The 15,969-nt window shown below is 55.6% G+C and carries 17 protein-coding genes; 10 read left to right on the top strand and 7 right to left on the bottom strand.

Annotation, left to right across the window (positions count from 1 at the left end; translation table 11 throughout):
- Nucleotides 1-40: 40 nt before the first annotated feature.
- The gene (gene rhaR, locus DAI21_RS04810) at nucleotides 41-889 is read left to right on the top strand and encodes an HTH-type transcriptional activator RhaR (protein WP_100778357.1); all 849 of its coding nucleotides are present in this window, start codon (nucleotides 41-43) and stop codon (nucleotides 887-889) included.
- On the opposite strand, the gene rhaT is transcribed toward rhaR, so the two are convergent.
- Nucleotides 890-1,924, bottom strand: coding sequence for an L-rhamnose/proton symporter RhaT (rhaT, locus tag DAI21_RS04815; RefSeq protein ID WP_107702612.1), 1,035 nt, complete (start codon nucleotides 1,922-1,924; stop codon nucleotides 890-892).
- 289 nt (nucleotides 1,925-2,213) lie between these two features.
- Here rhaT and sodA point away from each other — a divergent pair, with 289 nt between their 5' ends.
- Nucleotides 2,214-2,834, top strand: a complete 621-nt coding sequence (gene sodA / locus DAI21_RS04820) for a superoxide dismutase [Mn] (protein WP_010436906.1) — start codon at nucleotides 2,214-2,216, stop codon at nucleotides 2,832-2,834.
- Between the two features lie 74 nt (nucleotides 2,835-2,908).
- Nucleotides 2,909-3,583 (top strand): 6-hydroxyaminopurine reductase, encoded by a 675-nt coding sequence (gene yiiM / locus DAI21_RS04825; protein WP_107702613.1) that lies wholly within the window; start codon nucleotides 2,909-2,911, stop codon nucleotides 3,581-3,583.
- A gap of 86 nt (nucleotides 3,584-3,669) precedes the next feature.
- Here yiiM and cpxA read toward each other — a convergent pair whose 3' ends face one another.
- Entirely contained in the window at nucleotides 3,670-5,043 is a 1,374-nt protein-coding gene (cpxA, locus tag DAI21_RS04830; protein WP_100778360.1) for an envelope stress sensor histidine kinase CpxA, read from the bottom strand.
- Nucleotides 5,040-5,738 (bottom strand): envelope stress response regulator transcription factor CpxR, encoded by a 699-nt coding sequence (cpxR, locus tag DAI21_RS04835; protein ID WP_006179159.1) that lies wholly within the window; start codon nucleotides 5,736-5,738, stop codon nucleotides 5,040-5,042. The genes cpxA and cpxR overlap by 4 nt, the downstream gene beginning before the upstream one ends.
- A gap of 150 nt (nucleotides 5,739-5,888) precedes the next feature.
- Between cpxR and cpxP the strand changes: the two genes are divergently transcribed.
- From cpxP to DAI21_RS04865, 6 genes are all read left to right on the top strand, one after another.
- Nucleotides 5,889-6,389, top strand: coding sequence for a cell-envelope stress modulator CpxP (cpxP, locus tag DAI21_RS04840; protein ID WP_100778361.1), 501 nt, complete (start codon nucleotides 5,889-5,891; stop codon nucleotides 6,387-6,389).
- 153 nt (nucleotides 6,390-6,542) lie between these two features.
- The gene (fieF, locus tag DAI21_RS04845; protein ID WP_102105683.1) at nucleotides 6,543-7,448 is read left to right on the top strand and encodes a CDF family cation-efflux transporter FieF; all 906 of its coding nucleotides are present in this window, start codon (nucleotides 6,543-6,545) and stop codon (nucleotides 7,446-7,448) included.
- A 175-nt stretch (nucleotides 7,449-7,623) separates the two neighbouring features.
- Complete coding sequence (pfkA, locus tag DAI21_RS04850; protein ID WP_100778363.1) at nucleotides 7,624-8,586, top strand: 6-phosphofructokinase; 963 nt, start codon at nucleotides 7,624-7,626, stop codon at nucleotides 8,584-8,586.
- A 212-nt stretch (nucleotides 8,587-8,798) separates the two neighbouring features.
- A complete protein-coding gene (locus DAI21_RS04855; protein WP_102105682.1) occupies nucleotides 8,799-9,788 on the top strand; it encodes a sulfate ABC transporter substrate-binding protein in 990 nt (329 codons plus the stop codon).
- Between the two features lie 105 nt (nucleotides 9,789-9,893).
- Nucleotides 9,894-10,637, top strand: a complete 744-nt coding sequence (locus tag DAI21_RS04860; RefSeq protein WP_107702614.1) for a CDP-diacylglycerol diphosphatase — start codon at nucleotides 9,894-9,896, stop codon at nucleotides 10,635-10,637.
- 73 nt (nucleotides 10,638-10,710) lie between these two features.
- Complete coding sequence (locus DAI21_RS04865; protein ID WP_107702615.1) at nucleotides 10,711-12,015, top strand: SLC13 family permease; 1,305 nt, start codon at nucleotides 10,711-10,713, stop codon at nucleotides 12,013-12,015.
- Nucleotides 12,016-12,096: 81 nt separating this feature from the next.
- Here the strand turns inward: DAI21_RS04865 and tpiA are convergent, their stop codons facing one another.
- Both tpiA and DAI21_RS04875 read right to left on the bottom strand, forming a co-directional pair.
- Nucleotides 12,097-12,864: a triose-phosphate isomerase gene (tpiA, locus tag DAI21_RS04870; RefSeq protein WP_100778367.1), complete on the bottom strand. Its 768-nt coding sequence runs from the start codon at nucleotides 12,862-12,864 to the stop codon at nucleotides 12,097-12,099.
- A 111-nt stretch (nucleotides 12,865-12,975) separates the two neighbouring features.
- Nucleotides 12,976-13,566: a DUF1454 family protein gene (locus tag DAI21_RS04875; protein ID WP_100778368.1), complete on the bottom strand. Its 591-nt coding sequence runs from the start codon at nucleotides 13,564-13,566 to the stop codon at nucleotides 12,976-12,978.
- A 112-nt stretch (nucleotides 13,567-13,678) separates the two neighbouring features.
- Between DAI21_RS04875 and DAI21_RS04880 the strand changes: the two genes are divergently transcribed.
- On the top strand, nucleotides 13,679-14,098 hold the full coding sequence (locus DAI21_RS04880) for a DUF805 domain-containing protein (protein WP_100778369.1): 420 nt from the start codon (nucleotides 13,679-13,681) through the stop codon (nucleotides 14,096-14,098).
- On the opposite strand, the gene fpr is transcribed toward DAI21_RS04880, so the two are convergent.
- Nucleotides 14,099-14,845, bottom strand: a complete 747-nt coding sequence (fpr, locus tag DAI21_RS04885) for a ferredoxin--NADP(+) reductase (RefSeq protein WP_100778370.1) — start codon at nucleotides 14,843-14,845, stop codon at nucleotides 14,099-14,101. It abuts the gene before it with no gap.
- Between the two features lie 96 nt (nucleotides 14,846-14,941).
- Nucleotides 14,942-15,952 (bottom strand): class II fructose-bisphosphatase, encoded by a 1,011-nt coding sequence (gene glpX / locus DAI21_RS04890; protein WP_102105679.1) that lies wholly within the window; start codon nucleotides 15,950-15,952, stop codon nucleotides 14,942-14,944.
- Between the last annotated feature and the right edge of the window lie 17 nt (nucleotides 15,953-15,969).

The raw sequence follows: 15,969 nt of genomic DNA on the forward strand, positions 1-15,969 counted from the left end.
ACAGCTAATAATGTCAGGTTATTAGCCGTTGAGGTGAGTTGTGGGCGCTCCGTTAATCCTTCGCAAATCCGATTTTTTTGCCAGTGCCGGGCAGGCTGTCGCGGTGGCCGATCGCTATCCGCAAAACGTCTTCGCTGAGCACACGCACGAGTTTTGCGAGCTGGTGCTGGTGTGGCGCGGCAACGGTTTGCACGTCCTCAATGACCGCCCCTACCGCATCACCCGCGGCGATCTGTTTTATATCCGCGCGGAAGATAAACACTCCTACGCTTCGGTCAACGACCTGGTTTTGCAGAACGTGATTTACTGCCCGGACAGGCTAAAGCTCAACGTCGACTGGGCGGGGCATATTCCCGGGTTTAACGAGGCGCACACCGCGCCGCACTGGCGATTGAGCAGCAACGGCATGACTCAGGTACGCCACGTCATCACCCAGCTTGAACAGGAGAGCCTGAAGGCCGAGCCGGGCGCGAACGAGATGGCCGAGCTGCTGTTTGCCCAGCTGGTGATGACCCTCAAACGCTATCGTTACGCAACGGATAACCCTTCTGCCACGGCGCAGGAAGCGCTGCTTGATAAGCTGATTACCACGCTTGCGGGCAGCCTGAATCGCAGCTTTGTGCTAGAGAAATTTTGCGAGCAGGAGCAGTGCAGTGAGCGCACCTTGCGCCAGCAGTTCCGCACCCAGACGGGGATGACGGTGAACCACTATCTGCGCCAGCTGCGCATCTGCCACGCGCAGTATCTGCTGCAACATACGGAACTGATGGTGAGTGAAGTCTCGACGCGCTGTGGCTTTGAGGACAGTAACTACTTTTCCGTGGTGTTTAACCGCGAGGTGGGGATGACGCCGGTTCAGTGGCGTCATCACAGTCGAAAAGCGGCGTGATCAGTTCGCCATGCCGAGGCCAACAATGTTGGCGGCAATAATAATCACCACGCAGCCCAGGCTCAGCACACTCACCGGACGCCGTCCGGCGTTGTTCCACTCTTTCAGCACCAGCCCCACAATCCCGCCGCACAGCACGTAGAAGCTCATGTGCAGCATCCAGCTCATGTAGTCATACTGCGGTGGAATGCTGGCGTGGCCCCAGGCGTAGAAGAAGAACTGCAGATACCACATCAGGCCGCCCAGTGCCGACAGCAGCACATTGGTGATGATCAGGTGTTTTGCCAGTGAGAAGTCGGCTTTTACCGACAGGTTCTTCACTTTTGCCAGACGAATGAAGCAGAAGCCGAGGTTCACCAGCGCACCGCCGCCCATAATCACCACGTAGCTTGGCAACGCGACATAGAGCGGGTCCACGCCCAGCGCTGCTGCGGCTTCGTGCATCGGCTTGGCGGCGTTCATGGCGAAAGACATCCCGGCGGAGAAAATGCCGCACATCAGCGCCAGAATCAGCCCTTTCTTCAGGTTGAACTCTTCGGCGCGGATGCCCATTTTACGCTCTTTCAGTTGTCCTGCGCGGGTGACTATCCCCACGCCAATCACCGCTACCAGCACACCCAGCAGCGTCATCTGGCCGCCTTTGGTGTTGATCAGCACGTCGAAATTACCGTTCAGGATTGGCGTCATCAGCGTGCCGACAATCAAGGTGATACCAATGGCGATCCCGATGCCCATCGACATCCCGAGATAACGCATAGTCAGGCCGTAGTTGATATTGCCGATGCCCCACATCGCGCCGAACAGAAAGACCGGCAGCAGCGTGGAGGCGCTAAAGGAGGAGAAGTACCCCCAGAAATCTGGCAACAGCATGGCGCTGATGGTCCATGGCAGGATCAGCCAGGAAACCGTACCGCCCACGGACCACATGGTTTCCCATGACCAATGTTTGACCTTTTTAAACGGGGCATAGAAACAGGCTGCACTGGCTGCGCCTATCAAATGCCAGAAAATACCCATCGTAATCGCATGATTCATTTTTACGTCCTCATCGTTTTTATAGGCCGGTGGCTTCCCTCCGACCCGATGAGTGTAAAAATTAAGCGGCGAGCGAACCTTCAGAAGGTTGCCGCACTTTTCTTGTCCATGGCAATCAGCGCGTTAACCACGTGAGCAGACTCACAAATTCGGCATTGGCACAAAAATGGATAACCTTATAAAAAGTACGGCATTGATAATCATTTTCAATATCATTTAATTAACTATAATGAACCAACTGCTTACGCGGCATTAACAGCTGTGCCGCCCGACAATAATGGAGAGGATTATGAGTTATACACTGCCATCCCTGCCGTATGCCTATGACGCACTGGAACCGCATTTTGACAAGCAGACGATGGAAATCCATCACACTAAACACCACCAGACTTACGTGAACAACGCGAATGCGGCGCTGGAAAGCCTGCCAGAATTCGCCAACCTGTCTGCTGAAGAGCTGATCACCAAACTGGATCAACTGCCAGCAGACAAGAAAACCGTTCTGCGTAACAACGCTGGCGGTCACGCAAACCACAGCCTGTTCTGGAAAGGCCTGAAAACCGGCACCACCCTGCAGGGCGATCTGAAAGCCGCTATCGAGCGCGATTTCGGTTCCGTGGACAACTTCAAAGCTGAGTTTGAAAAAGCAGCAGCGACCCGTTTCGGTTCTGGCTGGGCATGGCTGGTACTGAAAGGTGACAAACTGGCTGTGGTTTCTACCGCGAACCAGGATTCCCCGCTGATGGGTGAAGCGATTTCTGGCGCGTCTGGTTTCCCAATCGTGGGCCTGGATGTGTGGGAACACGCTTACTACCTGAAATTCCAGAACCGTCGCCCGGACTACATCAAAGCGTTCTGGGACGTGGTGAACTGGGACGAAGCAGCGGCACGTTTCGCAGCTAAAAAATAAGGTTGCACGATAGCCTGTGAGAAGCGAGTCTGATGACTCGCTTTTTTTGTATCTGCAGAAAGGAGCCATGATACATGCAACATCCGGTGAATGTGTTTACAGGCAAGATCAGGGAGTACGACGGCAGCCGTCCGAGCGCGATTGCCAAAGTGCAGGTCGACGGTGAACTGACGCTGACCGAACTCGGGCTGGCGGGGGATGAGCAGGCCGAGAAAAAAATCCACGGCGGGCCGGAGCGCGCGCTGTGCCACTATCCGCGCGAACACTATCTGCACTGGGCGCGGGAGTTTCCTGAACAGGCGGATCTGTTCGTTGCCCCGGCATTTGGCGAGAATCTGTCGACGGACGGGCTGACCGAACAGAACGTCTTTATTGGCGATATTTTCCGTTGGGGCGAAGCGCTGATTCAGGTCACACAGCCGCGCTCGCCGTGTTTTAAGCTCAACTACCATTTTGGTATCAGCGATATGTCTGCACAGCTGCAAACGGCAGGCAAAACTGGCTGGCTGTATCGGGTGATTCAGGGCGGGCAGGTATCGGCGGATGCGCCGCTGGAACTCGCGTCACGCCTCAGCGAGGTGTCGGTTTATGACGCCTGTGCGATCGCCTGGCATATGCCCTTTGATGATGAGCAGTATCGGCGTTTGTTGTCAGCAGCAGGTTTGTCGACAAGTTGGACGAGAACGATGCAGAAGCGCCGCATCAATGGGCAGATCGAAGATAATTCGCGGAGATTGTGGGGCAAATAATCCCCACGCCGATCCTCTTCCCACAGGGCGAGGGGAGGAAAACCGTAGGCCGGGTGAGGCGTCGCCGCCGCCCGGCACCACAGTCACTAGGAACGCTTATACAGCGGCAACCATAGCGTCAAACGTAATCCACCCAGCGGGCTATCGTCGGCTTTCACCCAGCCGCGATGCTGTTGAATGGCGGTCTCAACAATCGCCAGCCCAAGCCCTGTCCCACCGGATTCGCGATCGCGCGCTTCATCGGTGCGATAGAACGGACGGAAAATCTGCTCGCGGTCTTCCGGGCTGACGCCTGGACCGTCATCATCCACGTTGATGGTGATGCCGTCTTTATCGACCGAGAACGCCACCTCAATCTTCGTATGCGAATAGCGCAGGGCGTTACGCACGATATTCTCCAGTGCGCTCTCAAGCGTGTTGGGGTTACCGTACAGCGGCCACGGGCCTGGCGGGAAGTTGACGGTGAACGATTTGCCCATCTGCTCGGCTTCGAACGCTGCGTTATCCAGCACCTCGTGCCACAGGTGATTGGCTTTCACTGTTTCGCTGACCAGCGCGTTTTTCTGCTGATTGCGCGACATCACCAGCAGATCGTTGATCATGCTGTCCAGACGATGCGCTTCCATCTCAATACGCTCCAGCTCCTTGCTCTCACCGCTGCGACGACGCAGCAGGGCGGTGCCCAGCTGTAAGCGCGTCAGCGGCGTGCGCAGCTCGTGGGAGATGTCCGACAGCAGGCGTTGCTGGCTGGTCATCATCCGTTCAAGTGCTGTCACCATCTGGTTAAAACTGGCTCCCGCGGCGAGGAATTCTTGCGGCCCGGCTTCCAGTTCCGGGTGCTGTCGCAGGTTGCCCTGCGCCACTTCATCAGCGGCATTTTTCAGCTTACGCGCGGGTTTTGCCAGGCTCCACGCCAGCCATAACAGCAGCGGTGAACTCAGCAGCATGGTCACAATCAGCAGCAGCAGCGGTCGGTCAAACAGCAGGTTGATAAAGTCGGTCTGGGAGCTGCTCGCCGGTCGAATCAGATAGAGTTGGTAATTATCCTCCCCATCCTTGATGGAAAATGGCCCTACCATTTCTACCCGACCGTATTTCTTTTTCTGCGGGTGATCGGCGTTATCCGCCTGGCCAATGAAGTTACGGATGATCTGCATTTCATTGCGTTCCGCGCCAATCACGCGGCCTTCGCTGGTAACCAGCAGCAGGCGTTGTCCGGGCGGCGCCCACTTGTCGATAGCGCGAAACAGCCTGCGCCACCACATCAAATCGTTAGGCGGGTCGTTTGCCAGCTCGGCTTCTACGTGTTGCTCGATCATCACGCCCTGACGTTGCTCGCTGTCGAGAAGCTCCGTCATCTGGCGTGAGTCGAGTTTTGGCAACATCAAAACCAGCATTAAAACCAGTGCCAGCGTCAGCCAGAAAATGGCGAAGATGCGGGCGGTTAAACTGCCTATCATGAAGCGGAAACCATCAGATAACCGCGACCACGCAGGGTTTTAAACCATGGGTGACCGTCTTTGCGCTCCGGCAGCTTACGGCGCAGGTTAGAGATGTGCATGTCGATGGCGCGGTCAAACGGCGTGAGGCGCTTGCCGAGCACTTCCTGGCTTAGATGTTCACGCGAGACCACCTGGCCGAGATGCTGGGCCAGCAGGTACAGCAGGGTGAACTCGGTGCCGGTCAGTTCCAGCGTCTGGCCGTCAAAGCTCGCTTCCTGGCGGCCCGGGTTCAGGCTCAGAGAGTCCACTTCTAACGTTGGAGAACTGTTGTCAGTATTCTGCTGCTGTTCGCTCCAGTGGGAACGGCGCAGGATTGCGCGAATACGAGCAACCAGCTCGCGGTCGTTAAACGGCTTGGGTAAATAGTCATCCGCGCCCAGCTCAAGGCCGAGAACGCGATCCAGTTCGCTGCCGCGCGCGGTCAGCATGATTACAGGTGTCTGGTGTGTCTGGCGTAATTCTTTCAGCGTATCAATACCGTTTTTCTTCGGCATCATCACGTCAAGCAAAAGCAAGTCGATGCTGTCATCAAGCAGGCTCAGCGCCTGTTCCCCATCGTGGGCAACCAGCACGTTAAAGCCTTCCATGTCGAGCAACTCTTTTAACAGGGATGTGAGCTCTCGGTCATCATCAACTAACAGGATTTTATTCATTGTTTAAATACCTCCGAGGCAGAAATTACGACATCAAGGCTATCTAATCCATGACTTTACGTTGTTTTACACCCCCTGACGCATGTTTGCAGCCCGAATCGTAAACTAGCTCTCGTTGAATCGCGACACGAAAGATTTTGGGAGCAAGTGATGCGCAAAGTTACCGCTGCCGTCATGGCCTCAACACTGGCGTTTAGTGCTCTTAGCCAGGCTGCTGGAGTCATCACCGGCGATAACGGTCCCTCGGCAGAGGGTATTACGCAGCACAGTGGCCAAAGCAATATGTTTGACGGCATAAGTTTAACCGAACATCAGCGTCAACAGATGCGAGATCTGATGCACAGGGCACGACACGATCGACTCCCTGTTAATGTTAGCGAAATGGAGACAATGCATCGCCTTGTCACCGCAGAAAATTTTGACGAAAGCGCTGTGCGCGCTCAGGCAGAAAAGATGGCGCAGGAACAAGTTGCCCGCCAGGTCGAAATGGCCAGGGTCCGCAACCAGATGTTCCACCTGCTATCGCCCGAGCAGCAAGCGGTTTTGAACGACAAACATCAGCAACGTATGGATCAGTTGCGTGAGGTTGCCCGGATGCAACAAAGCTCTGAGATAAAGCTTTTTAGTAGCAATACCCGTAGTAACCAGTAGACCCTGTTTTCCTTGCCATAGACACCATCCCTGTCTTCCCCCTCATGATGAGGGGGTTTTTTTTGCCCTTCATTCAAGTTTGTTAACCGTTTATTCATCCTTTGACTCCTTTTCCATCCGTTATACTAGCGGCATGGCATGACAGGAGTGTTTATGAATCAATCCTATGGCCGGCTGGTGAGCCGCGCCGCAATCGCCGCGACGGTTATGGCGTCGTGTTTGCTGATCATCAAAATCTTTGCGTGGTGGTATACCGGCTCGGTCAGTATTCTGGCCGCGCTCGTGGATTCGCTGGTGGATATCGCGGCATCCCTTACCAATCTGCTGGTGGTGCGCTATTCCCTGCAACCGGCGGATGAAGAGCACACGTTTGGCCATGGAAAAGCGGAATCGCTGGCGGCGCTGGCGCAAAGTATGTTTATTTCCGGCTCGGCGCTGTTCCTGTTTTTGACCGGTATCCAGCATCTGGCGTCACCGACGCCGATGAACGATCCGGGCGTTGGGGTGATCGTTACCGTTATCGCACTTATTAGCACAATTGTTCTGGTAACTTTCCAGCGCTGGGTGGTTCGCCGAACGCAAAGTCAGGCAGTACGGGCAGATATGCTTCATTATCAGTCTGATGTTATGATGAATGGCGCGATTCTTATTGCGCTCGGACTGGCGTGGTACGGATGGCATCGTGCCGACGCATTGTTCGCGTTAGGAATTGGGGTTTATATTTTATACAGCGCCTTACGCATGGGTTATGAAGCAGTGCAATCGCTTCTGGACCGCGCGCTGCCCGATGCCGAACGCGCAGAGATCTTTGAAATCGTGACCTCCTGGCCCGGCGTCAGTGGTGCTCACGATCTTCGTACGCGGCAGTCAGGGCCGACCCGCTTTATTCAGATTCATTTAGAAATGGAAGACAATTTACCGCTCGTTCAAGCGCATTTAGTGGCTGAGCAGGTAGAGCAGGCGATTTTGCAGCGTTTCCCGGGTTCGGACGTGATTATTCACCAGGACCCCTGCTCAGTCGTCCCCAGGGAAGGCAAAGGACATTTTGAGCTTTCGTAATTCGTTGTAAAAAAGTGAGCCAGGCCAGCATTTTGTGGATAAATTACCGCCATTGGGTCTGACCTGAATCAATTCAGCTGGAAGTGATTGATATACTATTTGCAGTATTGGTTGGTCGAATAGACGTCTTCCGGCAACAGATTTCATTTTTGCATTCCTAAGTTCAGAGGTAGTCATGATTAAGAAAATCGGTGTGTTGACAAGCGGCGGTGATGCGCCTGGCATGAACGCAGCCATTCGTGGGGTTGTTCGCGCGGCGTTGACGGAAGGTCTGGAAATTTTTGGCGTATATGACGGTTACCTGGGTCTGTACGAAGACCGCATGGTTCAGCTGGATCGCTATAGCGTATCCGACATGATTAACCGTGGCGGTACTTTCCTCGGTTCTGCGCGTTTCCCGGAGTTCCGTGAAGAGCACATCCGTGAAGTGGCTATCGAGAACATGAAAAAACGCGGCCTGGACGCGCTGGTTGTTATCGGCGGTGACGGCTCGTATATGGGTGCAAAACGTCTGACTGAAATGGGCTTCCCTTGCATCGGTCTGCCGGGCACCATCGACAACGACATCAAAGGCACCGACTACACCATCGGCTTCTTTACTGCCCTGGGTACTGTCGTTGAAGCAATTGACCGTCTGCGTGACACCTCTTCATCTCACCAGCGTATCTCTATCGTGGAAGTGATGGGCCGCTACTGTGGCGACCTGACACTGGCGGCAGCGATTGCGGGCGGCTGCGAGTTCATCGTGGTGCCGGAAGTAGAATTCAGCCGCGAAGACCTGGTTAACGAAATCAAAGCAGGCATCGCGAAAGGGAAGAAACACGCGATCGTTGCTATCACCGAGCACATCTGTGACGTTGACGAGCTGGCGAAATACATCGAAACCGAAACCAAACGCGAAACCCGCGCTACGGTTCTGGGCCACATCCAGCGCGGTGGCTCCCCAGGTCCATACGACCGTATCCTGGCTTCCCGTATGGGCGCATATGCGATCGATCTGCTGCTGCAGGGCCACGGCGGCCGTTGCGTCGGTATTCAGAACGAGAAACTGGTTCACCATGACATCATCGACGCGATTGAAAACATGAAGCGTCCGTTCAAAGGTGACTGGCTGGACTGCGCGAAAAAACTGTACTGATTCGGCCTGATATCCTCACGCCAGCCCTCTCCTAAACAGGGAGAAGGTGAAAGAACGAAAAACGGTAATCTTCGGATTACCGTTTTGCTTTTCCCGACTGCTGAACGTTTTTTATTCCACTCAGTTATAGCCAATCTTTTTTTATTCTTTAATCATTGGTTCGCTTTCTGGCACGCTGCATTCATCAAACACAACATAATGAGAGTTGGAAGATGAATAAATGGGGCGTGGGGTTAACTTTATTGCTGGCATCGTCCAGCGTTCTGGCAAAGGATATCCAGTTACTGAACGTGTCGTACGATCCGACGCGTGAGCTTTACGATCAATACAACAAAGCCTTTGCGGCACACTACAAACAAGAAACCGGCGATAACGTGGTGATTCGCCAGTCTCACGGCGGCTCAGGCAAACAGGCGACTTCTGTCATCAACGGCATTGAAGCGGACGTGGTCACTCTGGCGCTGGCCTATGACGTCGATGCCATTGCTGAACGTGGTCGTATTGATAAAAACTGGATCAAACGCCTGCCGGACAACTCTGCGCCGTATACCTCCACCATCGTGTTCCTGGTGCGTAAAGGCAACCCGAAACAGATTCATGACTGGAATGATTTGATCAAACCGGGCGTGTCGGTCATCACCCCGAACCCGAAAAGCTCAGGCGGCGCACGCTGGAACTACCTGGCAGCGTGGGGCTACGCTCTGCATCACAACAACGGCGATCAGGCTAAAGCGCAGGATTTCGTCAAATCCCTGTTTAAAAACGTCGAAGTGCTGGACTCCGGAGCGCGCGGTTCGACCAATACCTTCGTTGAGCGCGGCATTGGCGACGTGCTGATTGCGTGGGAAAACGAAGCGCTGCTGGCGACTAACGAGCTGGGCAAAGACAAGTTTGAAATCGTAACCCCGAGCGAATCGATTCTGGCTGAACCGACGGTTTCCATCGTCGACAAAGTGGTCGAGAAAAAAGATACCAAAGCGGTGGCAGAAGCTTACCTGAAGTATCTCTACTCCCCGGAAGGCCAGGAGATCGCCGCGAAGAACTTCTATCGTCCACGCGATGAGGCTGTGGCGAAGAAATATGACAGCGCGTTCCCGAAACTGAAGCTGTTCACCATCGACGAGGAGTTTGGCGGCTGGGCGAAAGCGCAGAAAGAACACTTCTCTAACGGCGGCACTTTCGACCAGATCAGCAAACGCTAATCAACGCATGACACGGTGGCCCGGCGCGAGAAATCCGCCGGGCTTTTTTATTTGGTCATGTTTTTGCGTTACTCTTTCGCCTCTGACGACAACAGGGAACGCGTAATGAAAAAACTGATGGTCTTGATGGCGGTCGCCATTCTCCTCGCCGCAGGCGGCTGGCTCTGGGTAAAATCCGGCAATCCGGACGCGTTACGCCATATCGTTCTCGACCAGTGCCTGCCAAATCAGCTGAATAACCGCCAGCCAGCGCCCTGTGCGCAGGTGAAACCGGACGCCGGTTATGTGGTCTTCAAAGACCGCAACGGGCCGCTACAGTATCTCCTGATGCCCACCTACCGCATCAACGGCACCGAAAGCCCGCTGCTCACTGAGGCGAAAACGCCGAATTTCTTCTGGCTGGCGTGGCAGTCGCGCAATTTTATGAGCATGAAGCGCGGCGCGGATGTGCCTGACAGCGCCGTCTCCCTGACCATCAACTCCCCGACCGGGCGCACGCAAAATCATTTCCACATCCATATCTCCTGCCTGCGTCCCGATGTGCGCGAAAAGCTCAATGCGCATCAGGGGGAAATCAGCACTCAATGGCTGCCTTTCCCGGGTGGGCTGGAAGGGCATGAATATCTGGCGCGACGGGTGACAGAAAATGAGCTGGTGCAACGCAGCCCGTTTATGATGCTGGCCGACGAATTGCCGCAAGCGCGCGAGCACATGGGCCGCTTTGCGCTGGCGATGGCCCAGCAGTCCGACGGGTCATTTGTGCTGCTGGCAACGGAGCGCAATCTGCTGACGCTTAACCGCGCTTCCGCTGAGGAATTGCAGGATCATCAATGTCATATCCTCCAGTGACCCCACCATAAATAGCGTTTACTCGCGCTGCCTGTCGCCGTAGACTTGCTGAAAAAATCTACAGGAGACAGGTATGTCGCTCTGGTTTGCTCACCCTTTGTTTCTGCCCTCGGCTATCGTTGGCGTCACCATCGTGCTGTGGGCCACCTCGCTCCTGCCGGAATTTATCACCGCGCTGCTGTTCTTCACGGCGGCGATGACCGCCAAAATCGCGCCACCGGACGTCATATTCGGCGGCTTTGCCTCATCTGCATTTTGGCTGGTGTTCAGCGGCTTTGTGCTTGGCGTCGCGATCCGCAAAACCGGGCTGGCGGACAGAGCCGCGCGGGCGCTCTCGGCGAAACTCACCGACTCGTGGCCGCTGATGGTGGCAAGCGTGGTGCTGCTGAGCTATGCCCTGGCGTTCGTGATGCCATCAAACATGGGGCGCATCGCGCTGCTGATGCCGATTGTGGCGGCGATGGCGAAGCGGGCCAGCATTGCGGACGGCTCGCGGGCGTGGTTTGGCCTGGTGCTGGCGGTCGGATTCGGTACTTTTCAGCTCTCTGCGACCATCCTTCCCGCTAACGTGCCCAATCTGGTGATGAGCGGCGCGGCGGAAGGCTCTTATGGCATTCACCTGAACTATGTGCCTTACCTGCTGCTGCACACGCCGGTGCTTGGCATTCTCAAAGGACTGATTCTGATTGGCCTGATCTGCTGGCTGTTCCCTGGCTCGCCAAAACCCGCGCGGGAGCTTGCGCCAGCCGCCCCAATGGGGCGTGATGAGAAGCGCCTGGCGTGGCTGCTGGCGGTAGTGCTGGTGATGTGGGTGACGGAGAGCTGGCACGGCGTAGGCCCGGCCTGGACGGGGCTGGCGGCGTCGGTGATCGTCATGCTGCCGCGCATTGGCTTTATTACCGGCGAAGAGTTTTCGGCCGGGGTGAATATGCGCACCTGTATCTATGTGGCTGGGATTCTGGGGCTGGCAATCACCGTGACGCAAACGGGCATCGGCAGCGCCGTCGGGGAGGCGTTGCTGCGCCTGATGCCGCTCGACGCGGATAAGCCGTTTACCAGTTTTATCGCCCTGACCGGCATCACCACGGCGCTCAATTTCATCATGACCGCCAACGGCGTTCCGGCGCTCTATACCACGCTTGCGCAGAGTTTCTCGGATGCGACGGGTTTCCCGCTGCTGTCGGTGATTATGATTCAGGTACTGGGGTATTCCACGCCATTACTGCCGTATCAGGCGTCGCCGATCGTGGTGGCGATGGGGTTGGGGAAAGTGCCTGCGAAGGCGGGAATGTTGCTGTGTCTGGCGCTGGCGGTGGCAACCTGGCTGGTGCTGCTGCCGCTGGATTATTTGTGGTTCAGCGTGCTCGGACAGCTGTAAAAAAGCCCGGTGGCGACGAGCGCTTACCGGGCCTGGCATTTTGTCGGGCGGATAGCGAAACGCCACCCGTCACAACGGCAATTACGCCTGTTTAGCGGCTTCTGCTGCTTTAACGATCACCGCGAAAGCGTCAGCTTTCAGGGATGCGCCGCCAACCAGTGCGCCGTCGATGTCAGGCTGGGTGAACAGCTCTGCCGCGTTAGATGCGTTGACGGAACCGCCGTACTGAATGATCACTTGCTCAGCCACTTTCGCGTCGGCTTTAGCAATGTGGTCACGGATAAATTTGTGAACAGCCTGTGCCTGCGCTGGGGTGGCAGATTTGCCGGTACCGATCGCCCAGACTGGCTCGTAAGCGATAACCACGCCTTCGAACGCTGCTGCGCCCTGCGTTTTCAGCACGGCGTCGATCTGACGTGCGCAAACTTCTTCCGTTTTGCCTGCTTCGTTTTCGGCTTCAGTTTCACCGATGCACAGAACCGGGGTCAGACCCTGCTCTTTCAGCACAGCAAATTTCTTGGCGATGAACTCGTCGGACTCTTTGTGGTAAGTACGACGCTCAGAGTGGCCGATGATGATGTACTGTGCGCCGATGTCTTTCAGCATTTCTGCAGAGGTTTCACCGGTGAATGCGCCAGACAGGTTAACGTCAACGTTCTGCGCGCCCAGCACGATGTGGCTGCCGTCAGCGGCGTGTTTAGCCAGATCCAGATAGATGTCTGGTGGAGCGATCGCTACCGCACAGCCGGTCACGCCAGCCAGCTCTTTACGCAGATTAGCAATCAGCTCGTTTACCATGTGGCGGCTGCCGTTCAGTTTCCAGTTACCCATCACTAAAGGATGTCGCATTTCAATTCTCCACGCTAAAAAAGCGAATTAAGGATTATGGCCGCCCGTGAGAGCAGCATGGTCTGTGAATCAGTATAGAGATTTTCCCTCGAAAGGCTTTGCTTTTTGTCATTAATTCGCCCCTCCGAGTGCGTCAGATAGCGCCAGCTTAATCGGTTCAACAGCGAAGGTCAGTCCCTTTTCACCGTTATCTGCGACCACATAGCGAATCGCGCCTTCCGTTTCGGCGTAGTAGCGCTTGTTTTTGCCGCTGGTCAGCAGTTTTTGCAGCTTTTGCTGGCTCTGCGCTTTGGTCAGACTCGGGGTGAAGGCGCGCAAAATGGCGCTCATGTACTCCAGCGCTTTAGCTTTCGCGGCTTTTTGCTCTGGCCCCTGAATCGGCAGCCAGGTGATTTGCATGCTTTTGATTTTCAGCGTGCCGCGCTCCAGCGCCGTGGAGGCGTACAGGTTTTCGTTAATTTTGCTCGCGGCGCGCGTCAGGGTTGGCGTATCCCGCGCGCTGTCGATGGCGCGGAACTCGCCCAGCGCGAGCTTCGGGTTTTCTTTGTTGAAGGCTTCGCGAAACTGGCTGATCGACTGATCAAACGATGGCGCGCCCTGCAGAAGGTAGGGTGCCGTTGCGGGGGCATCGGCGGCGAACAGGGAAAAGCTGGCACTCAGCAGGGTGAAACACAGCCAAAAAGGATAAGCCCAACTTTTCATCAACATTGTCCCTGAACGTAACTGTTCATGATTAAAACGATATCTGGTCTGCTTGTCAAAAAGTCACCACTCCAGGGTAAACTACGCGGCATACGATAATAAGGAACCTTACATGACCATACAGCAGTGGTTGTTTTCATTCAAAGGGCGTATCGGACGCCGTGATTTTTGGATCTGGATTGGCACGTGGATTGTCGCGATGCTGGTGCTTTTCGGCCTCGCCTATAACAACTGGTTAGGCACCCAAACGGCGGCGTTTGCGCTGGTGTGTCTGCTCTGGCCGACGGCGTCGGTTATTGTCAAACGTCTGCACGATCGTGGCCGATCCGGTCTGTGGGCGTTGCTGGTGATTCTGGCGTGGATGCTGCTGGCGGGGAACTGGTCGATGTTGCCGTCAATCCTTCCATGGGTGGTGGGAAAACTGATCCCGACCGTCATCTTTGTGATGACGATTATCGACCTGGGCGCGTTTGTCGGCACCCAGAGCGAGAATAAATACGGTAAAGACACGCTGGAAGTGAAGTTCCGCTGATTACCAGTAGTGTTCGGCAGTCATATGGCCCGGTCGGCGACGCAAGTGTTTGGTCATCTGCCGGGAGTCTTTCAGCAACTGCTGGGTGTCGCGCACCATCTGCGGGTTACCGCACAGCATCACGTGGCTGTTTTCGGTGTTCATCGTCAGGCCGACAGCCGCTTCAAGCTCTCCGCTCTCAATCAGCGCCGGAACGCGCCCGGTCAGCGAACCTTCTGCCGTTTCGCGGCTCACCACGGTCTGGATTTTTAGCTTCCCTTCGTAACGCTTCTCCAGCGCCTGCATCAGAGGGAGATAGCTCAGGTCGGCGGCATACCGCGCGGCATGGACCAGCACGATGTTTTTGAAACGCTCCAGATCTCGCCCGTACTGCAAAATCGACAGATAAGGGCCGATGGCGGTGCCGGTCGCCAGCATCCACAGGGTGTCGCAGTCCGGGATTTCGTCCAGCACAAAGAAACCTGCTGCTTCGCTAACAATCTGAATCTCATCGCCCGGTTTCAGCGCCGCCAGTCGCGGGCTTAATTTGCCGTCTGGCACTGTGACCAGGTAAAACTCCAGATCCGGATTATCAGGCGCATTCACGTAAGAGTAGGCGCGCTGCACGCGTTCGCCGTCAATCTCCAGCCCCAGCTTGGCAAACTGCCCGGCTGTAAATGGGTGAATGGGAGCATGCACGGTGAGGCTAAATAGTGCATCGGTCCAGAATTCTACCTTTGTGACTTTTCCAGTTACCCACTCCGCCATGATGTTCTCCTGAGCTGTTTTCTTACGCTATCTTCCATTCTTGCGAGAGAGATTTCCAGCCTGCTGCGGCTGGAAAGCTCATTAGAACAAATTGTCCTACAGAATGTGCGTCTGTACGTTCGGGTCTTTGCGATCGAGATAGTGAATCGACTGAATGCGGCGGATGGTGCGTGATTTACCGCGAATCAGCAGGGTTTCGGTGGTCGCCATATTGCCCTTGCGGGTGATTCCGTCCAGCAGATCGCCTTTGGTAATACCGGTGGCCGAGAAGATGACGTTATCGCTGCGCGCCATTTCATCCAGACGCAGCACTTTGTTAGCTTCGATACCCATCGCTTTACAGCGCGCCAGTTCGTCTTCACCGATACGACGGTTCTCTGCGTTGTCGCCTTTGACATCGTGACGTGCCAGCAGACGGCCCTGCATATCGCCATCCAGCGCGCGAATCACGGCGGCTGACACTACGCCTTCCGGTGCGCCGCCGATGCCATAGAGGACATCCACTTCGCTGTCAGGCATACAGGTCAGAATCGACGCTGCCACGTCGCCATCCGGGATAGCAAACACGCGCACGCCCAGCTGCTGCATATGCGCGATGGTGACGTCGTGGCGCGGCTTCGCCAGAATGGTGACCGTGAGTTCGCTCAGCGGTTTACCCAGCGCAGCGGCGACGTTACGCAGGTTATTTTCCAGCGGCAGGTTGAGATCGATAGCGCCTTTTGCGCCCGGACCGACAATCAGCTTTTCCATGTACATATCCGGCGCGTTAAGGAAACAGCCTTTGTCGCCGACGGCCAGGACTGCCAGCGCGTTAGCCTGGCCCATGGCGGTCATGCGCGTACCTTCGATCGGGTCGACGGCGATATCCACCGCGTCGCCGTTGCCGGTACCGACTTTTTCGCCAATAAAGAGCATCGGCGCTTCGTCGATCTCGCCTTCGCCGATCACGATGGTGCCGTCAATGTTGACCTGGTTGAGCATAATGCGCATCGCGTGGACGGCAGCACCGTCAGCGATATTTTTATCGCCACGGCCTAACCATTTGTAGCCCGCCAGGGCGGCGGCTTCGGTTACGCGGGAAAATTCGATAGCAAGTTCACGTCTCATCAGATACTCATGCAGTC

The sequence above is a fragment of the Lelliottia sp. WB101 genome (assembly GCF_003051885.1).
Taxonomy (GTDB): Bacteria; Pseudomonadota; Gammaproteobacteria; order Enterobacterales; family Enterobacteriaceae; genus Enterobacter; species Enterobacter nimipressuralis.